Raw genomic sequence first — 16,161 nt, forward strand, 5'->3', positions numbered from 1 at the left:
GCGCGACGGCCCTCGGCGACCTGTGCCCGGGACCTCCCCGCGGGCACCCCGGACGGGCGTGAGAACATGGCGGCATGTCCGCCGATCCCGCCGATGCCGTGTCCCCGCGTCCCGCAGGAGATCCCCCCGCGATCGGGGAGGACGGTCGACTCTTCCATGAGCGCCTGCTGCCCGGACCCGGCACCGCGGCGGTCGTCGTGCTGCTGGCCGCGGTGGTCGGCATCGCCGTGGCACCGCTCGGGACCATCGGGGCCCTCGTCGCGGGCGCGCTCGCCCTGATCGTCGGCGCCGTGGTCATCGTCCTGGCCTCGCCCGTGCTCGAGGTCGCGGGCGGCGAGCTGCGCCTGAGCCGGGCGCACATCCCGGTGGAGCTGCTCGGCGAGCCGGAGGTGCTTCGCGGCGAGGACTGGCAGCGGACGATGGGGCAGGATTTCGAGCCCCTCGCCCACCACTGCACGCGGCCCTGGGTCGCGCGGGGCCTGCGCATCGCGGTGCTCGACGCCGAGGACCCCACGACGGCGTGGGTCGCCTCCACCCGTCGGCCCGAGGACCTCGCGCTCGCGGTGCGCACCGCGCAGGCCACCGCTCGCTGAGGTGCCGACTCCGCCCGGGAGCTCGAGCCCGGCCCGGAGCACGGGGCCGGCTCGGACCGGAGACGACGACGGCGCCGCCCCTCAGGGGGACGGCGCCGTGATCGGGGCGGGTGCTCGCTCAGGCGGCGGCGCACTCCTTGCAGATGATGAGGGTGCCCTCGACGTGATCGATCTGGCTGCGATGCTTCACCAGGAAGCAGCTCGCGCAGGTGAACTCGTCGGCCTGACGCGGGAGGACCCGGACGGAGAGCTCCTCGCCCGAGAGATCGGCGCCCGGCAGCTCGTAGGAATCCGCGGCCTCAGCCTCGTCCTCATCCACCACCGGGGTCGCGGCCTCGTTCCGGCGACCCTTCAGCTCCTCGATCGAATCCTCGCCGGACTCGTCGTCGTTCTTGCGCGGTGCGTCGTAATCAGTGGCCATCTACGGTCCGTTCTGGGTTGTCTCGAGTGTTCTCGGAGGGTCGTTCGACCTGTGGGGCGGGGGCCGTCCGTCGTCGTGGAACGCCGGCCGGTCCCCCGGTGGTCGACGCGCTTCCCAACGCGGAATGCGGCGGCATTATTGCAGAGAGGCCTGCGGGACTCAACAGGATGCCACCCGGAGCACGACACGCGGCGATCCGAGCCCTTGAGCGGGCCCGATGAGCAGGCTCGCGCGGTAAGGTCGCGGCCTAGCGGACGCACGGCCCGCGGGGTGCCCACGCCCCACAGCCCCCCGCCGCGCCCCGACGTGGGTGCGCACTCGGCGACCGCAGGACGCATGCCAGGGCAGCGACGGAGAGGACGACGATGCGAGAGCTCGAGCTCGACGGGATCCATGACGACGGGGAGCACCTGATCCTCGTCGACTCGGAGGGGACCCGCTTCACAGTGCGCATCGACGCCGCCCTGCGCGCCGCCGTCCGCACCGACCGCCCCGCCCTCGGTGCGATCCAGGCGGCCTCCTCCGCTCCGGTGCGCCCCCGCGAGATCCAAGCGATGCTCCGCGCGGGCCGCAGCGCCGAGGAGATCTCCGAGTCCGCCGACATCCCGCTCGAGCACGTGCGCCGCTACGAGGGGCCCGTGCTCGCCGAGCGCGAGTGGACGGCGCAGCGCGCCGTCACCTTCCCCGTCGGCCGGGGCGGACCCGCCCTGCTCGAGGTGGTGCGCGAGCGTCTCCTGGCCCGCGAGGCCGCCGGCGATACCGCCTGGGACGCCTGGCGCCGCCCCGACGGCACCTGGACCCTCGAGCTGACCTTCGCGGCGGGGGGACGCACCCGTCAGGCGCAGTGGATCGCCGACCTCGAGACCCGCACCGTCACCCCGATCGACGACGAGGCCCGCTGGATCAGCGATGAGGACGCCCCTCCCGCGCCCACCCGCGGCCCGGCCCGCCTGATGGCCGTCAAGAGCGCGGTGTACGACGTGGAGAGCGACGACTCGATCGACGAGACCACCGGCGCTCCCCGTCGCAGCCGGAACACCTGGCCCGGCGCGCGCCCCGGCCGGACCGATCAGCCGGGGCGGCCCTCGGCCTTCGAGGAGGACGAGCTCGAGGCGCTCAACGCCCGTCGCGGACTGCGTTCGTTGCCGCCGCTGGACGACGGCGGCACGGTGTGGTCGAGCCTCGCGGACGAGGAGACCCCGGAGACAACGCCCGCGCGCGCCACCGGCAGCGACGAGCCGGGGGACCTCGAGGAGATCGCCGATCCCGCCGACCGTGAGGCGCTCGCCGAGCACGACGCCACGCGCCCCGCGACCGGGATATCCGAGCGGGACGAGGACCAGGATCCCGTGGCCGAGGACGACATCGAGGCCGCCGGGCCGGAGGCGGACGAGACCGCACCGGAGACGTCGGCGGAGCAGGAGGACCCGGCCGAGGGCTCCGCCCCGATCGGCGCGGTGCACCACCAGGAGACGGTCGACCTCACTCCGCTGCCCGGCTTCGACCATCTCCCGTCGACCCGGAGCGCCTCGGACGAGTCCGAGGACCCCGCCGCGGAGGACGCCCCCGCGAAGCCGGCGCGCCCCGCGCGCTCCAAGTCCAAGCGCTCCTCGATCCCCAGCTGGGACGAGATCGTCTTCGGCTCGAAGCACGACTGAGGCCGGCAGAGCTGAGGGCGGCCGGTCCGCCTCGTCCCGGATCTGCCCTGGCTCTGACCTGCCCCCGCGCGGACCCGCCCTCGCTCAGACCGTCACGGTCAGCAGCGGGACCCAGGACTCTGCCGCGGTGAGCGATCCGTGGACGCCGATCAGCGTCGGCGCCCCGGCGGGCCGCCGGGAGGAGTCCTCGATGCTCCACCGACCCCGGGCGAGCAGCTGCACGTCACCGAGGCGCCCGGCCACGCGCGGGTCCGGTGCGTGTCCCGCCGGGCCGAGGAGTCCGATGCGCAGGACCTCCTCCCGCTCGAGCACGAGCGCCCGCTCGCCGAGGAGCTCCCGCAGGGCGCCGGCCAGATCGGCCTCCGCCCCGGGCACCGCGAAGAGCGTCGCCGCCCGCGGCTCCCCCGCGACCTCCGCGATCAGGCGGTGGACCGCCGGATGCTCGGCCAGGTCGATCGTGCGCTGCGGCGAGGTGTCGACCATGCCGTGATCCGCGGTGACGTGGAGCCGCGTGCCGCGCGGCAGGCGACGCAGCAGGGCACCGAGCAGCGCGTCCGCCTCGGCCAGCGCATCCCGCCACGCCTCGGAGTCGATCCCGTGATGGTGTCCGGCGTGATCGACCGCGTCGTGGTGCAGGTGCACGAGCCCATCGGACCCGGCACGGTGCAACGCCGCGCGCACCGCCTCGACCCTGTCACCGCGGCCGTGCGCCAGGAAGTCCCACCCCCGGTAGGCCGCTCCCGTGAGGTGCGAGCGCTGATGCTTCGCGGGCGCGACCTGCACCGCATATCGCGTCCCCGCCTCCACCGGGGTGGGCAGCGGCATCCACTCCTCCGGCCGGACCCGCGGGTCCCCGGTCAGCTGGTTCACGACCGTGCCCGTCGCCGGATCGCGGGTGAGATAGCCGATCACGCCGTGCTCGAGCGGGCTGAGTCCGGTGTGCAGCGACACCATGGCGCTCGCCGTGGTCGACGGGGCGACCGTCCGGATGCGGCGGATCTCCCCCTCCAGGCGCCTCAGCGTGGGGGTGAGCGAGCGGTGCTCGTGGAGCAGGTCCGCCCCGACGCCGTCGAGCAGGAGCACGAGGTCCCGACCGGGCTGCGGGCGGTGCAGCAGGGGCGGCAGCACGTCGAGCAGTCCGGGGTGCGCCCCCTCGGCGAACGGCGGGGGCAGCAGGTCCCCCGGCCACTCCATGGGGCCGGGGAGGGTCGATGCGGTCACCGGGGCGGTCAGTCGTCGAGGGCGTCGACCGCGTCGAGCAGGGCGCCGTGGAAGCGGAGCGCCTCCTGCACGGCGCGGGGGCCGTCCGCGAGGGCGCTCACCCGCAGGGCGAGGTCGGCGGGGGCGACGGTGCCGGTGTACCCGTGGTCGATCTGGCACGACGGGTCGTCGCAGACGGCGCGCTCGAGATCCACGCGGTGGGAGCCGCTCCAGGAGATGCCGAGCGTGATCTCGGCCTCCGTGCCCGGCGCCTCCTGGCCGTCCGTGTCGAAGACCTGGCTGAGACCGGTCGCCGACACCCGGCGCAGCCGGATCCGCTCGGTGGTGGAGACCACCTGGCTCGGGTTGAGCTGATCCTCGGGGTCGTCGTCGAGGTGGGTGACCAGGAGATGGGCGGCGGTCAGCACCACCACGGTGAGATGCCTCCGGACCTCGGGACCGTCGAAGGTCGTCTCGGGACGCACCAGATGGGCGAGCACCGGGGCGCCGCGCAGGGAGCGCTCGATGCTCTGCCCCGCGATGTGGGGGAAGTAACCGGCGCTCTCGAGCTGGTCGATCAGGTCGTCGGGCAGTACGGGGGTCATCGGCCCAGTCTGTCACGCTCCTCCGGCGCGGTGCAGGGCTCCTCGACGGGCGGCACGACCGGTCCGGACCGGGTGCGAGCAGGCGGGCGGCGCCGCCCTCAGAACCCGGCCGGGCCGGCGAGCGCGCGCCGGATCCCGTCGGTGCGGTTCGGGGCGGGGGCGAGCCGTCCCTCGGCGCCGACGACGGCGACCCCGTCCTGGCCGACGAGGACCGGGTACAGCTCGAGGCGGGAGAGCTCCGGGAGGTCCTCCGCGAGCATCCCGATGCGCACCAGCAGATCGGCGAGCGCCGCGCGGTCCGCGGAAGGCAGCCCGCGGGTGCCGTCGAGCTTGACCGCCGAGGCCGGGGCGCGCGTCAGCCGCGCCGCGGCGGCCTCGCTGAAGGGCGGGATCGCGTAGGAGATGTCGTCGAGCAGATCGGTCGCGTCGCCTGCGACGGAGAGGCTGACGACGGGCCCGAGCGAGGGGTCCTCGATGCTGCGCACCACCATCGCCACCCCGGGCGGGGCCATGGCCTGCACGGCGAGGGCCGCACTCGAGAAGGACAGGTCCTGGCGCATGGACTCGAGAGCGTGGCGCAGCTGCACCTCGTCGGGGATCTCGAGCCGCACCCCGCCGAGGTCCGCGCGATGACGCAGCACCGGGTCGGTGCTCTTGAGGGCGACGGGATAGCCGATCCGCGCCGCGACCTCGACCGCCTGCTCGTCGTCCCGCACCGGGACGGCCTCGAGCAACGGCACGCCGTACGCCGCCAGCAGCTCGGCGAGGTCCTCGGCGGCGAGCTCGACCTCGGCCGTGGCGCCCTCGGGCAGCAGGCGGTCGATCAGGGCGCGGGCCGCTGCGCGGTCGACGTCCTCCCGCCGCGCGGGCTCGTCGTCGTCGGCCGCGGGCCGCAGCGTCGCGGCGAGCATGCCGGCACCGGCACGCACCACGCCGAAGGGCGTCGCGTGGACGGGTGGGAGTTCCGAATCGGCACGCACCGCGGCCTGCACGGCGGCGAAGCGCTCGGCGCTGGTGATCAGGCAGACGAGCAGGACCACCTCGGAGTGTCGGGCGATCTGCGCCATCTGCCGGATCAGCTCCGTCGGATCGGAGGTGAGCGGGTCGAGAACCCCCGCGATCACCAGGTCCACCTCGCCGAGCGCCGCCATCGAGGTGAAGGCGCGCTGCACGAGGCGGGGGTCCGGGGCGAGCGGGACCGAGCGGTTGTCGGCGACCACGTCGAGCCCGGCCTCGTCGGCCGCTCCGCGCAGGGCCGCACCGAGCGCGGCGGTGTTGGAGAGCAGTCCGGTGCGCGGCCCCGGCGGGAGGCCCTGGCGTCCGAGCGCGTCGACGACGTCGAGCAGGTGGTCCACCCCCTGCGCCTGCACCACCCCGGCGGAGTCGAGCACCTGGTCGAGGGCGCGGCGCGGGAGCTCGGAAAGCCGGACGTCGTGCCCGGGCGGTCCGCTCGTCGCGAGGCCCGGTGGGCGCAGCACGATCACGGGCGTGCGCCGTGTGATGCGACGGGCAAGACGGGTGAACTTGCGGGGGTTGCCCATCGACTCGAGCGCCAGGGCGATCACCCCCACCTCCTCGGCGTCCTCCCAGTACTGCAGGGTGTCGTTGAGGGAGACGTCCGCCCGATTGCCGGCGCCGACGAACTCGTGCAGGCCGATGCCGCGCGTGTCGGCCCCCGCGAGCAGCAGAGCGGAGAGGGCACTGGACTGCCCGGCGAGCGCGACGCGGCCGGGACGCGGCATGGCGGGGGCGAGGGAGAGGCTGATGGCGTCCTCGCCCGTGCGCAGGAAACCGAGCGATCCGGGGCCGAGCAGGCGCATGCCGTGGCGTCGGGCGCGGGCGACGAGCTCCCGCTGCAGGGCCCGTCCGCCGTCGCTGTCGGAGAAGCCCTCGGTGGGGATCACGACGGACCGGACGCCGATCTCCGCGCACTCCTCGATCGCCCCGAGACAGGCCTCGGGGCGCAGGGCGATCACGGCCAGGTCCACCGGTCCCGGGACGTCGCCGATCCGGGCGCGGGTGCGATGCCCGCGCAGCTCGAACGACTCACGGGAGACGACGTGCACGGCCCCGGTGTAGCCGGAGCCCTCGAGGGCGGTCAGGAAGCGCCCGCCGACGGAGTCGTCCCGGGAGGAGACGCCGACGAGGAGCACCGAGCGGGGATGCAGCAGGAGCTCCATGGCCCGCGCCTCGGCACGGTGCTCGCGCTCGGCCATGACCTGCAGGGAGCGTGCCGTGGGATCGATGCGGAAGGTGACCTGCACGACCCCGTCGTCGAGGGTGCGCTCGACGTCGAAGCCGGCATCGGTGAACACCCCGATCATCCGGGCGTTCTGCGGGAGCACCTCGGCGACGAAGACCCCGATCCCCCGTTCGCGGGCGGCGGCCGCGAGATGCTCGAGCAGCACCGAGCCGAGCCCGGTCCCCTGTCGCGAGTCGGCCACGTTGAAGGCGACCTCGGCCTCCCCCGGTCCGGTGCGGTCGTACCGGGCGACGGCGATGATCTCCTCGCCCACCTCGACCACGAAGGCCACCCGGTCGCGATGGTCGACGACGGTGAAGCGCGCCAGGTCACGAGGGGACAGCCGCGGCATCGGCGCGAAGAACCGCAGGTACCGGGACTGCTCGGACTGGGCGACGTGAAAGGCCTGGAGGGCGTCGGCGTCGGAGGGCCGGATGGGGCGCAGGTGCGCCGCGGTGCCGTCGCGCAGGGCGATGTCCGCCTCCCAATGGGCGGGATAGGCGAGCCGCGAACGGCGGCCCTCGGCGGGACCTCCCGGGCTCGCGGTCCCCGGGCGGCGGCGTCCGGGACGCCGGTCCTCACGTCGCTCGACCATGTCCGGATCCTATCGTCGCAGGCCGTGCGCGGGACGGTTCTCACGTCCCGCGGGCGGCCCCGCTGCCGGGATCGGTGCCGGTCATGCGCGATGATGTCCCCCATGGCCCGATCACGAAGCACCCAGCCCCCCGGCGCGGGAGACGCGGTCGACGAGACCATCGTCGACATCGACGTCACCAGCGAGATGGAGTCCTCGTTCCTCGAGTACGCCTACTCGGTGATCTACTCGCGGGCCCTGCCGGACGCGCGCGACGGCCTCAAGCCCGTGCAGCGCCGCATCCTGTACATGATGAGTGAGATGGGCCTGCGCCCCGACCGCGGCCACGTCAAGAGCCAGCGCGTCGTCGGCGAGGTGATGGGCAAGCTCCATCCCCACGGCGACACCGCCATCTACGACGCTCTGGTGCGGATGGCGCAGAGCTTCAACATGCGCCTGCCGCTCGTGGACGGGCACGGCAACTTCGGCTCGCTCGACAACGGTCCGGCGGCGCCGCGCTACACCGAGGCGCGCCTGGCCCGGGCGGCGCTGCTGATGACGGAGTCCCTGGACGAGGATGTCGTGGACCGCGTCCCGAACTACGACAACCAGCTCACCCAGCCCGAGGTGCTCCCGGCCCAGTACCCGAACCTGCTGGTCAACGGAGCCTCGGGGATCGCCGTCGGCATGGCCACGAACATGGCCCCGCACAACCTCGTGGAGGCGATCTCGGCGGCCCGGCACCTGATCGATCATCCGGAGGCGACGCTCGAGGAACTGATGCGCTTCGTCCCGGGTCCGGATCTCCCGACCGGCGGGCGCATCATCGGGCTGGACGGGATCCGGGACGCGTACCGCACGGGGCGCGGCTCCTTCAAGATGCGCGCCACCACCCGCATCGAGAACATCACCTCGCGGCGCAAGGGCATCGTCGTCACCGAGCTGCCGTACCAGGTCGGTCCCGAGAAGGTCGCCGAGAAGCTGCGCGACGCGGTCCAGGCCAAGCGGGTCCAGGGCATCACCGACTACCAGGACCTCACCGACCGTCATCACGGCCTCCGGCTCGTGCTCACCGTGAAGTCGGGCTTCGAGCCCGAGGCGGTGCTCGAGCAGCTGTACCGGTACACGCCGCTCGAGGAGTCCTTCGGGATCAACAACGTGGCGCTCGTGGACGGGCAGCCGCGCACCCTGGGCCTCAAGCAGATGCTCGAGGTGTTCGTCGACCACCGGATCACCGTGGTGCGCCGCCGTACCGAGCATCGCCTGGCGAAGCGGAAGGCGCGCCTGCACCTGGTCGAGGGCCTGCTGCTCGCGATCCTGGACATCGACGAGGTGATCCAGATCGTCCGCACCAGCGACGACGCGGAGATCGCGCGCGGTCGTCTGATGCAGGTCTTCGACCTCACCGAGGTGCAGGCCGAGTACATCCTGGAGCTGCGCCTGCGGCGGCTGACCAAGTTCTCGCAGATCGATCTCGAGGCGGAGCGCGACGAGCTGCGCCGGGAGATCGAGGCGCTCGAGGAGATTCTGGGATCCGACGAGGTGCTGCGCCGGCTGGTCTCCGACGAGCTGGCCGCCGTCGCCGCGGAGCACGGCGATGCCCGGCGCACCGTGCTGCTGGAGTCCTCCGCCGCCCCGGCTCCCACCGCGGGGGCGTCGCTCGAGGTGGCCGACGAGCCCTGCCGCGTGCTCTTCACCGGCACGGGCCTGGTCGCCCGGGCCGCCGGGGAGGAGACGCTGCGCCGGGACGGGCAGCGCGGGGCGCATGACGTGATCGTCTCGGACGTGCTCACCTCGACCCGCTCCCCGGTGGGCGTGGTCACCGATCGCGGCCGTCTGCTGCGACTTTCCGTCGTGGACCTGCCCACGCTCGCCCCGACGGCGGGGGCTCCCTCCCTCGCCGGCGGCACCCGGCTCGCGGATCTCGTGGACCTCGAGCGGGACGAGCGGGCCCTCGCGCTGGTCCGCGTCGCGGAGGACGACCTCTCCCGCGGCGGGGCGATCGCGCTCGGCACCCGCCAGGGCGTGGTGAAGCGAGTCCAGCTCGACTTCCCCCGCACCGACGGCTTCGAGATCATCTCCCTGAAGGATGGGGACGCCGTGGTGGGCGTGGTCGATCTCGAGGTCGACGCCGACCTGGATCTCGTGTTCGTCACGTCCGACGCCCAGCTCCTCCACTTCCCCGCCTCCGGGATCCGACCCCAGGGCCGGGCCGCGGGCGGCGTGGCCGGAATCAAGCTCGCCGACGGCGCGCGGGTGATCAGCTTCGGAGCGATCGACGTCACCGCTCCCGCCGACGTGGTCACCGTGGCCGGCAGCTCCGCGACGCTGCCGCTGCTGCAGACCGGCTCCCTCAAGGTCTCCCCGCTCACCGACTTCCCGGCCAAGGGCCGGGCCACCGCGGGGATGCGCTGCCACCGCTTCCTGCGCGGCGAGGACGAGCTGATCGGCGCGTGGGTCGTGCCGCATCCGGCGCGAGCCTCCTCCGAGGCGGGCCAGCCCATCGATCTGCCGGAGCCGACCGGACGACGCGACGGATCCGGCACCCCGGTGCCGGTCCCGATCGCCGCGGTCGGCTGACCGGGGCCCGGGCCGTGACCTCCGGGCGCCCCGTCGGCTCCCAGCCCGCCCAGCGCTCGGGTCCGGGACTCCCCCGTCCGACGGCGGCGAGCCGCACCGAGTCCTCGGCCCTCGCGCTCGGGCTCGGCGGGGCCGTCGTCGGACTGGCCGTGGGACTGCTCGCCCTGGACGGCACCGCTCCCCTCTCCGGGGACCGCTCGATCGGACAGGTCGCCGCGGCCTCCTCGGCCCTCACCGCGGGAACGGTCGCGGCCGTGGGCATGGCGGTGCTCCTCCCCCGACGCCACCCCTGGGTACGGACGGTGCCGCCGCTGCGCCGGGCGCTCACGATCGTCGGTCCGGCGCTGGTGTTCGCCGCCCTCGCCCTCCTGCTCACGAGCGCGATGTACGGCCTGCTGCAGCAGGCGTTCCTGGGCGTCGCCCTGGACCGCTTCGCGAGCACCTTCTGGGTCGCGGCCACCACGGGCCTGTGGGCGTACATCGTCTCCGCGAGCGCCTCCGCGCTCGACGGCAGGTCCCTCGCGACGCTGCTGATGGTGTTCCTGACAGTGGGCGTGCTCTCCTCCGCGATGCTCTCCCCCGACCCGTACTGGTGGGAGCGCTACTTCTCCCGGCTCGGCGAGGATCCGGGCTCCGCGGGGCGCACCTTCAACCTGACCCTGCTGCTTACCGGGCTCGCCTTCGTGGCGGTGGGTGACTTCGTCGCCCACGACCTGGAGCGGTGGGCGGCCGCGAGCGGGGCCGCGCCTCGGATCATCCACGTGGTGCGCGGGACCCTCGTCGTGCTCGGGCTGCTGCTCGCGCTGGTCGCCCTGATCTCCCGCGCGGTCTCCGTGCCCTGGCACGATGTCGTCGCCCAACTGCTCGTGGTGGTGTTCGGGCTCGCCCTCATCGTCTTCCCGCTCCTGCTGCGGCGGCTCCCGGGAGGGCTGCTGGTGTTCACGGCGATCGCTTTCGCGATCCTGATCATGCTGATCGTCCTGTTCGTGGGGGTCGGCTACCTGAACATGACCGCCTTCGAGATGGGCGCGGCGGTGACCATGTACGTGTGGCTGCTGCTGTTCATCCGGACCGTCTCCGCGGCCGCCGAGGGGACGGAGACCGCGGAGGTGCCCGCCGAGCCCGCCCGAGCCGACGCCGCGCCGACAACTCCCTGACCGTCCTCCGGCGGTCACCGGTCCCCGTGCGACGATGACGCCATGAACAGCACCGAGCACCCTGCTCCCTCGTCCCTCTCCCTCCCCGACGGCGTGCGCCTCGCCACCGCGCACGGCGTCGATGCCGTGCTGGTGGACACTCCCGCAGCGACCGCGGTCCTGCTGCTCGACGGCGCGCACCTGGTCAGCGCCGTGCCGGCGGGCGAGGAGGATCTCCTGTGGCTCAGCCCCACCTCGGGCTTCGGTCCCGGCGTCGCCGTCCGCGGCGGCGTACCGCTCGTCGGCCCCTGGTTCGGGCCCGGCCGAGACGGCGACCAGGAGGTCAAGCACGGCTGGCTGCGGAACGTCCGCTGGGAGCTGCGCTCCGCGACCCGCGAGGGCGAGGAGACCGTGCTCGTGCTCGACTCCCCCGCCGATCGACCGGAACTGACGGCCTCCCTCACCGTCCGGATCGGGGCCGAGCTGTCCCTCGACCTCGCGATCACCGCGGGCGAGCAGGGGCTCGAGCTCGAGGCTGCGCTCCACACCTATCTCGCCGTCGGCGACGTCCGCGAGATCACCGTCGCGGGCCTCGATTGCGCCGACTACCTCGACAACACCCGCGGCCTCGCCCCCGCCGTGCTCCCGGACGGGCCGCTGCGCCTGACCGAGGCGACCGATCGTGTCGTCGACTCCACCGCGGAGGTCGTCGTGGACGATCCCCGGCTCGGCCGACGGATCGTCTCTGCGGCCCGCGGCACCTCCCGCACCGTGGTGTGGAACCCCTTCGACACCCTCGTCACCGGTCTCCCGGACGTGCCCGACGTGGCCTGGCCCGAGTTCGTGTGCGTCGAGCCGGCCGCCGCCAAGGACGGGTTCGTCGCCCTCGCCGCGGGAGAGACCCACACCCTCGGCGTCACCTACCGCATCGAGCACTGACCCCATCTGCTCGGTCCCGGGCCCGGCCGCTTCCCACGGAGCGGCCGGGCCCTTTCGCTGTCCGCGGTCGTCGGCGCCCGATTAATCGCTGGCGTCGCCGAACGTCCCCGTGGTCGACTGGGGTCATGGAGATGCAGCAGACCCCGAACCCGACCCCGACGGTGCTCGTCGGCGGTCCGGCGGGCCGCATCACCGCCGGCTGAGGCGCACCCGCCCCGCCGCCGGTCGGCGCGGTCCCCGACCCCGACCACCCCGTTGTCGCTCGACCTCGTCGAGCGCTCCGTCGCGCCCGCCTGCCCGGCGAGCGGACTCCGCCTGAGGCCCCAGTGGGCTTCCGCCCGTCCCCGAATTGCTCGGGCATGGGCCCGGTTCGAGGACGGATCCCGTCCTCCCTCCCCCGAAGACTCGATGCATCAACCCGAGGAGATGCCATGACCACCACGACCACCCGTTCACCCACCACCACCGTCCGTCCCCTCCCCACTCCCCGCCCCGCACCGCGTCCCGCCACGTCGGCCCCCGCGTTCGCCTCCGAGACGGACGTGATCGAGGTGGAGAGGGCGCGCGCCCTCCTCACCCGGCTGCTGGCGATCCGCCGCGCGCGCCGCGAGCACGCCGCTCGGCAGGCCCGGGCGGATCAGGAGGCGATCATGCAGCGCACCATGCTCGTCACCGGGCTGCTGCACCGGTGATCCGCGCGACCGTCCGATCCCGCCGGGGTCGCACGGCTCGTCCGGACCGCCCGGATCGCCCGCCGAGTGCCACGGCAGGACGACGGCCCCCCTCCCCTCGCGGGGACCGGGCGGGCCGTCGTTCTGCGGGTCAGCGGACGGTGATGCCCTCGGCCGCCATCGCCGCTTTCGCCTCGGCGATGGTGAACTCCTGGAAGTGGAAGACGCTCGCGGCGAGCACTGCATCGGCTCCCGCCCGCACGGCGGGCGCGAAGTGCTCCGGGGCTCCCGCACCGCCCGAGGCGATCAGGGGCAGCGAAGTCGCCTCGCGGGCGAGACGGATCAGCTCGAGGTCGAAGCCGTTCTTCGTGCCGTCGGCGTCCATCGAGTTGAGCAGGATCTCGCCCGCACCCCGCTCGGTGACCTCCCGGATCCACGCGATCGCGTCGATCCCGGTGCCGCGCCGTCCGCCATGCGTCGTGACCTCGAACCCGGACCCGTTGCGAGCCGGGCCCTCCGGGGTCTCGTCGGTGACCCGGCGGGCGTCGATCGAGAGCACCAGCACCTGATTGCCGAAGCGCCGGGAGATCTCCGAGACGACCTCGGGGCGGCCGATCGCCGCCGTGTTGACACCGCACTTGTCGGCCCCGGCGCGCAGCAGCTGGTCGACGTCCTCCGCCGAGCGCACCCCGCCGCCGACGGTCAGGGGGATGAACACTTGCTCGGCGGTGCGGCGGACCACGTCGATCATCGTGTCGCGCCCGCCGGAAGAGGCGGTGACGTCCAGGAAGGTGAGCTCGTCGGCGCCCTCGGAGCCGTAGCGGGCGGCGAGCTCGACGGGATCACCGGCATCGCGCAGACCCTGGAAGTTCACGCCCTTGACGACGCGGCCCGCGTCGACGTCCAGGCAGGGGATGACCCTCACGGACACGCTCATGCGTCGATCCTCTCCATGTCCAGCTCCTCGGCGCCCTCGATGATGAACTGCTTGCGCGGAGCGACCTCGGAGCCCATCAGCAGCTCGAACATGGCGCTGGCCGCCTCCGCGTCCTCGATCCGCACACGGCGGAGGGTCCGCTGGCGGGGATCCATGGTGGTGTCCGCGAGCTGATCGGCGTCCATCTCGCCGAGACCCTTGTAGCGCTGGATCGGCTCCTTGTACCGCTTGCCGCGCCGCTCGAGGGAGATCAGCAGCTTCTGCAGCTCCGCCTCGGAGTAGGTGTAGACCAGCTCGTTCTTCTTCGACCCCCCGTGGACGATCTCCACCCGGTGCAGGGGCGGCACCGCGGCGTACACGCGCCCCGCCTCGACCAGCGGCCGCATGTAGCGGTGGAAGAGGGTGAGGAGCAGGGTGCGGATGTGGGCGCCGTCGACGTCCGCGTCCGTCATCATGATGATCTTGCCGTAGCGAGCGGCGTCCAGGTCGAAGGTGCGCCCGGAGCCCGCACCGATCACCTGGATGATCGCCGCGCACTCGGCGTTCTTCAGCATGTCGGTGATCGTGGCCTTCTGCACGTTGAGGATCTTGCCGCGGATCGGCAGCAGCGCCTGGAACTCGGAGTCGCGGGCGTTCTTCGCCGTGCCGAGGGCGCTGTCGCCCTCGACGATGAACAGCTCCGAACGCTCCACGTCGGTCGAACGGCAGTCGGCGAGCTTGGTGGGCATGGTCGAGGACTCGAGCGCGTTCTTGCGGCGCGAGACCTCCTTGTGCATGCGGGCCGAGATGCGGGCCCGCATCTCGGAGACCACCTTGTCGATGACCAGCGCAGCCTGCTCCTTCTCCCCCTTCTTCGTGGAGGTGAGGAAGTCGGTGAGGCGGTCCTCGACCACCTTGGCCACGATCTGGCGGATCGCCGGGGTGCCGAGCACCTCCTTGGTCTGCCCCTCGAACTGGGGCTCCTCGATGCGGACGCTCACCACGGCGGTGAGGCCTGCGAGGGTGTCGTCCTTCTCGATCTTCTCGTTCTTCACGTTGAACTTGACCCGCCGCGCCTGGTTCTCGACCTGCTTGCGCATCACCTTGACGAGCGCCTGTTCGAAGCCGGTCAGGTGCGTCCCGCCCTTGGGGGTCGCGACGATGTTGACGAAGGACCGGGTCGTGGACTCGTAGTCGGAGCCCCACCGCAGCGCGACATCGACCTCGCAGGTCCGCTGGACCTCGGTCGAGACCATGTGTCCCTTGCTGTCGAGCACCGGGATGGTCTCGGTGTAGTCGCCGCTGCCCTGCAGGCGGAGCACGTCGGTGATCCGCTGGTCCTGGGCGAGGTACTCCACGAACTCGCCGATCCCGCCCTCGTAGCGGTAGGTGCGGGTCGCGGGCTGGTCGGGCGAGGCCTCGGGGCGGTGGTCCGTGACCGCGATCGCGAGCCCCGGGACCAGGAAGGCCGTCTGACGGGCTCGGCGGGTGAGGTCGTCGAGGGAGAAGTGGGAGCCCTTGACGAAGATCTGCGGGTCGGCCCAGTAGCGCACGCGGGTGCCGGTGGCGCCGCGCTTGGCCTTCCCGATCACGCGCAGCTCCGCCGGGCCGTCGGCCGGGGTGAACGGCGCGGTGGGGCTCGGCTCGCCGTCGTCGGCGAAGACACCGGCCTGGCCGCGCTGGAAGCTCATGGCGTAGGTCTTCCCGGCGCGGTCCACCTCGACGTCGAGACGTGCGGAGAGGGCGTTGACGACGCTCGCGCCGACGCCGTGGAGGCCGCCGGAGGCGGCATAGGAGCCGCCGCCGAACTTCCCGCCCGCGTGCAGCTTGGTGTAGACCACCTCGACGCCGGTCAGCCCGGTGCGGGGCTCGACGTCGACGGGGACGCCGCGGCCGGTGTCCCGCACCTCGACGGACGCGTCGGGGTGGAGGATCACGGCGATCGAGTCCCCGTTGCCGCCGAGCGCCTCGTCCACGGCGTTGTCGAGGATCTCCCAGAGGCAGTGCATGAGGCCCCGGGAGTCGGTGGAGCCGATGTACATGCCCGGGCGCTTGCGCACGGCCTCGAGGCCCTCGAGGACCTGGAGGTTGCGGGCGTCGTAGGCGGTGCTCTTCGCGGTGCTGGTGGTGGACACCCTGGGATCCTACGTGGCAGGAAGCTCCGAACCCGGGAGGCCGGGGCTGCGTGGCCGCTCACAGCGCCACGAGCCGTCCGACGGCCGTCGTGAGCCCGGCCGGCGCCCGACCCGAGGCCCGCCCCGATGCGCCGGTGTTGCGCCGCGAGCGAACCGTGATCCCCGTCCCAGCCGAGCGGGGCCTCCGAGTGCTACAAAAGACCCCATGAACCTGACTCTCGAAGCCCCCCGGCTGACTGCCCACGACCGCTGCGACCGCTGCGGCGCCCAGGCGTACGTCAAGGTGCTCCTGGAGGCCGGCGGTGAACTGATGTTCTGCGCACACCATGCCCGTGCCCACCAGGATGCGCTGCAGGGCATCGCCGCCGAGGTCATCGACGAGACCGAGCGCCTGCACGCCAAGCCGGAGCCCGTCGAGGACTGACCTCACCCGTCCGTCCGAGCGTCCGCCGCGCGGACGACGCACGGGGCGCCCACCCTCTGGTGGGCGC

General features: G+C 73.2%; 13 protein-coding genes. 7 read left to right on the top strand and 6 right to left on the bottom strand.

Annotated features, from left to right (window positions below; translation table 11 throughout):
- Positions 1 to 74 precede the first annotated feature (74 nt).
- Positions 75 to 593, top strand: coding sequence for a DUF3093 domain-containing protein (locus ACZCAH_RS03550; protein ID WP_464339742.1), 519 nt, complete (start codon positions 75 to 77; stop codon positions 591 to 593).
- Between the two features lie 118 nt (positions 594 to 711).
- On the opposite strand, the gene ACZCAH_RS03555 is transcribed toward ACZCAH_RS03550, so the two are convergent.
- Positions 712 to 1,014, bottom strand: a complete 303-nt coding sequence (locus ACZCAH_RS03555) for a DUF4193 domain-containing protein (protein ID WP_329746842.1) — start codon at positions 1,012 to 1,014, stop codon at positions 712 to 714.
- 365 nt (positions 1,015 to 1,379) lie between these two features.
- Here ACZCAH_RS03555 and sepH point away from each other — a divergent pair, with 365 nt between their 5' ends.
- Positions 1,380 to 2,672, top strand: coding sequence for a septation protein SepH (sepH, locus tag ACZCAH_RS03560; RefSeq protein ID WP_464339743.1), 1,293 nt, complete (start codon positions 1,380 to 1,382; stop codon positions 2,670 to 2,672).
- A gap of 84 nt (positions 2,673 to 2,756) precedes the next feature.
- Here sepH and ACZCAH_RS03565 read toward each other — a convergent pair whose 3' ends face one another.
- The 3 genes from ACZCAH_RS03565 to ACZCAH_RS03575 form a co-directional block, all read right to left on the bottom strand.
- Positions 2,757 to 3,893, bottom strand: coding sequence for an alkaline phosphatase family protein (locus ACZCAH_RS03565; RefSeq protein WP_464339744.1), 1,137 nt, complete (start codon positions 3,891 to 3,893; stop codon positions 2,757 to 2,759).
- A gap of 8 nt (positions 3,894 to 3,901) precedes the next feature.
- Entirely contained in the window at positions 3,902 to 4,477 is a 576-nt protein-coding gene (locus ACZCAH_RS03570; protein WP_464339745.1) for a DUF5998 family protein, read from the bottom strand.
- A 98-nt stretch (positions 4,478 to 4,575) separates the two neighbouring features.
- Positions 4,576 to 7,314, bottom strand: coding sequence for a GNAT family N-acetyltransferase (locus ACZCAH_RS03575; RefSeq protein WP_464339746.1), 2,739 nt, complete (start codon positions 7,312 to 7,314; stop codon positions 4,576 to 4,578).
- A gap of 102 nt (positions 7,315 to 7,416) precedes the next feature.
- Between ACZCAH_RS03575 and ACZCAH_RS03580 the strand changes: the two genes are divergently transcribed.
- The 4 genes from ACZCAH_RS03580 to ACZCAH_RS03595 all read left to right on the top strand — a co-directional run bounded on the left by ACZCAH_RS03580 (position 7,417) and on the right by ACZCAH_RS03595 (position 12,640).
- The gene (locus tag ACZCAH_RS03580) at positions 7,417 to 9,873 is read left to right on the top strand and encodes a DNA gyrase/topoisomerase IV subunit A (protein ID WP_464339747.1); all 2,457 of its coding nucleotides are present in this window, start codon (positions 7,417 to 7,419) and stop codon (positions 9,871 to 9,873) included.
- Positions 9,874 to 9,887: 14 nt separating this feature from the next.
- Positions 9,888 to 11,030 carry a DUF998 domain-containing protein gene (locus ACZCAH_RS03585; protein ID WP_464339748.1) on the top strand — a complete coding sequence of 381 codons (1,143 nt, stop codon included), beginning with the start codon at positions 9,888 to 9,890 and terminating at the stop codon, positions 11,028 to 11,030.
- Between the two features lie 42 nt (positions 11,031 to 11,072).
- A complete protein-coding gene (locus tag ACZCAH_RS03590; RefSeq protein WP_464339749.1) occupies positions 11,073 to 11,948 on the top strand; it encodes a D-hexose-6-phosphate mutarotase in 876 nt (291 codons plus the stop codon).
- Between the two features lie 431 nt (positions 11,949 to 12,379).
- Positions 12,380 to 12,640 (top strand): hypothetical protein, encoded by a 261-nt coding sequence (locus ACZCAH_RS03595; RefSeq protein ID WP_464339750.1) that lies wholly within the window; start codon positions 12,380 to 12,382, stop codon positions 12,638 to 12,640.
- A 130-nt stretch (positions 12,641 to 12,770) separates the two neighbouring features.
- Here the strand turns inward: ACZCAH_RS03595 and hisF are convergent, their stop codons facing one another.
- Together hisF and ACZCAH_RS03605 are read right to left on the bottom strand one after the other, a co-directional pair.
- On the bottom strand, positions 12,771 to 13,556 hold the full coding sequence (gene hisF, locus ACZCAH_RS03600) for an imidazole glycerol phosphate synthase subunit HisF (protein ID WP_464339751.1): 786 nt from the start codon (positions 13,554 to 13,556) through the stop codon (positions 12,771 to 12,773).
- A complete protein-coding gene (locus ACZCAH_RS03605; protein WP_464339752.1) occupies positions 13,553 to 15,670 on the bottom strand; it encodes a DNA gyrase/topoisomerase IV subunit B in 2,118 nt (705 codons plus the stop codon). The genes hisF and ACZCAH_RS03605 overlap by 4 nt, the downstream gene beginning before the upstream one ends.
- A 205-nt stretch (positions 15,671 to 15,875) precedes the next feature.
- Here ACZCAH_RS03605 and ACZCAH_RS03610 point away from each other — a divergent pair, with 205 nt between their 5' ends.
- Entirely contained in the window at positions 15,876 to 16,094 is a 219-nt protein-coding gene (locus ACZCAH_RS03610; protein WP_329746853.1) for a DUF7455 domain-containing protein, read from the top strand.
- Positions 16,095 to 16,161: the final 67 nt, after the last annotated feature.

Source organism: Brachybacterium sp. B718/18 (genome assembly GCF_055454375.1).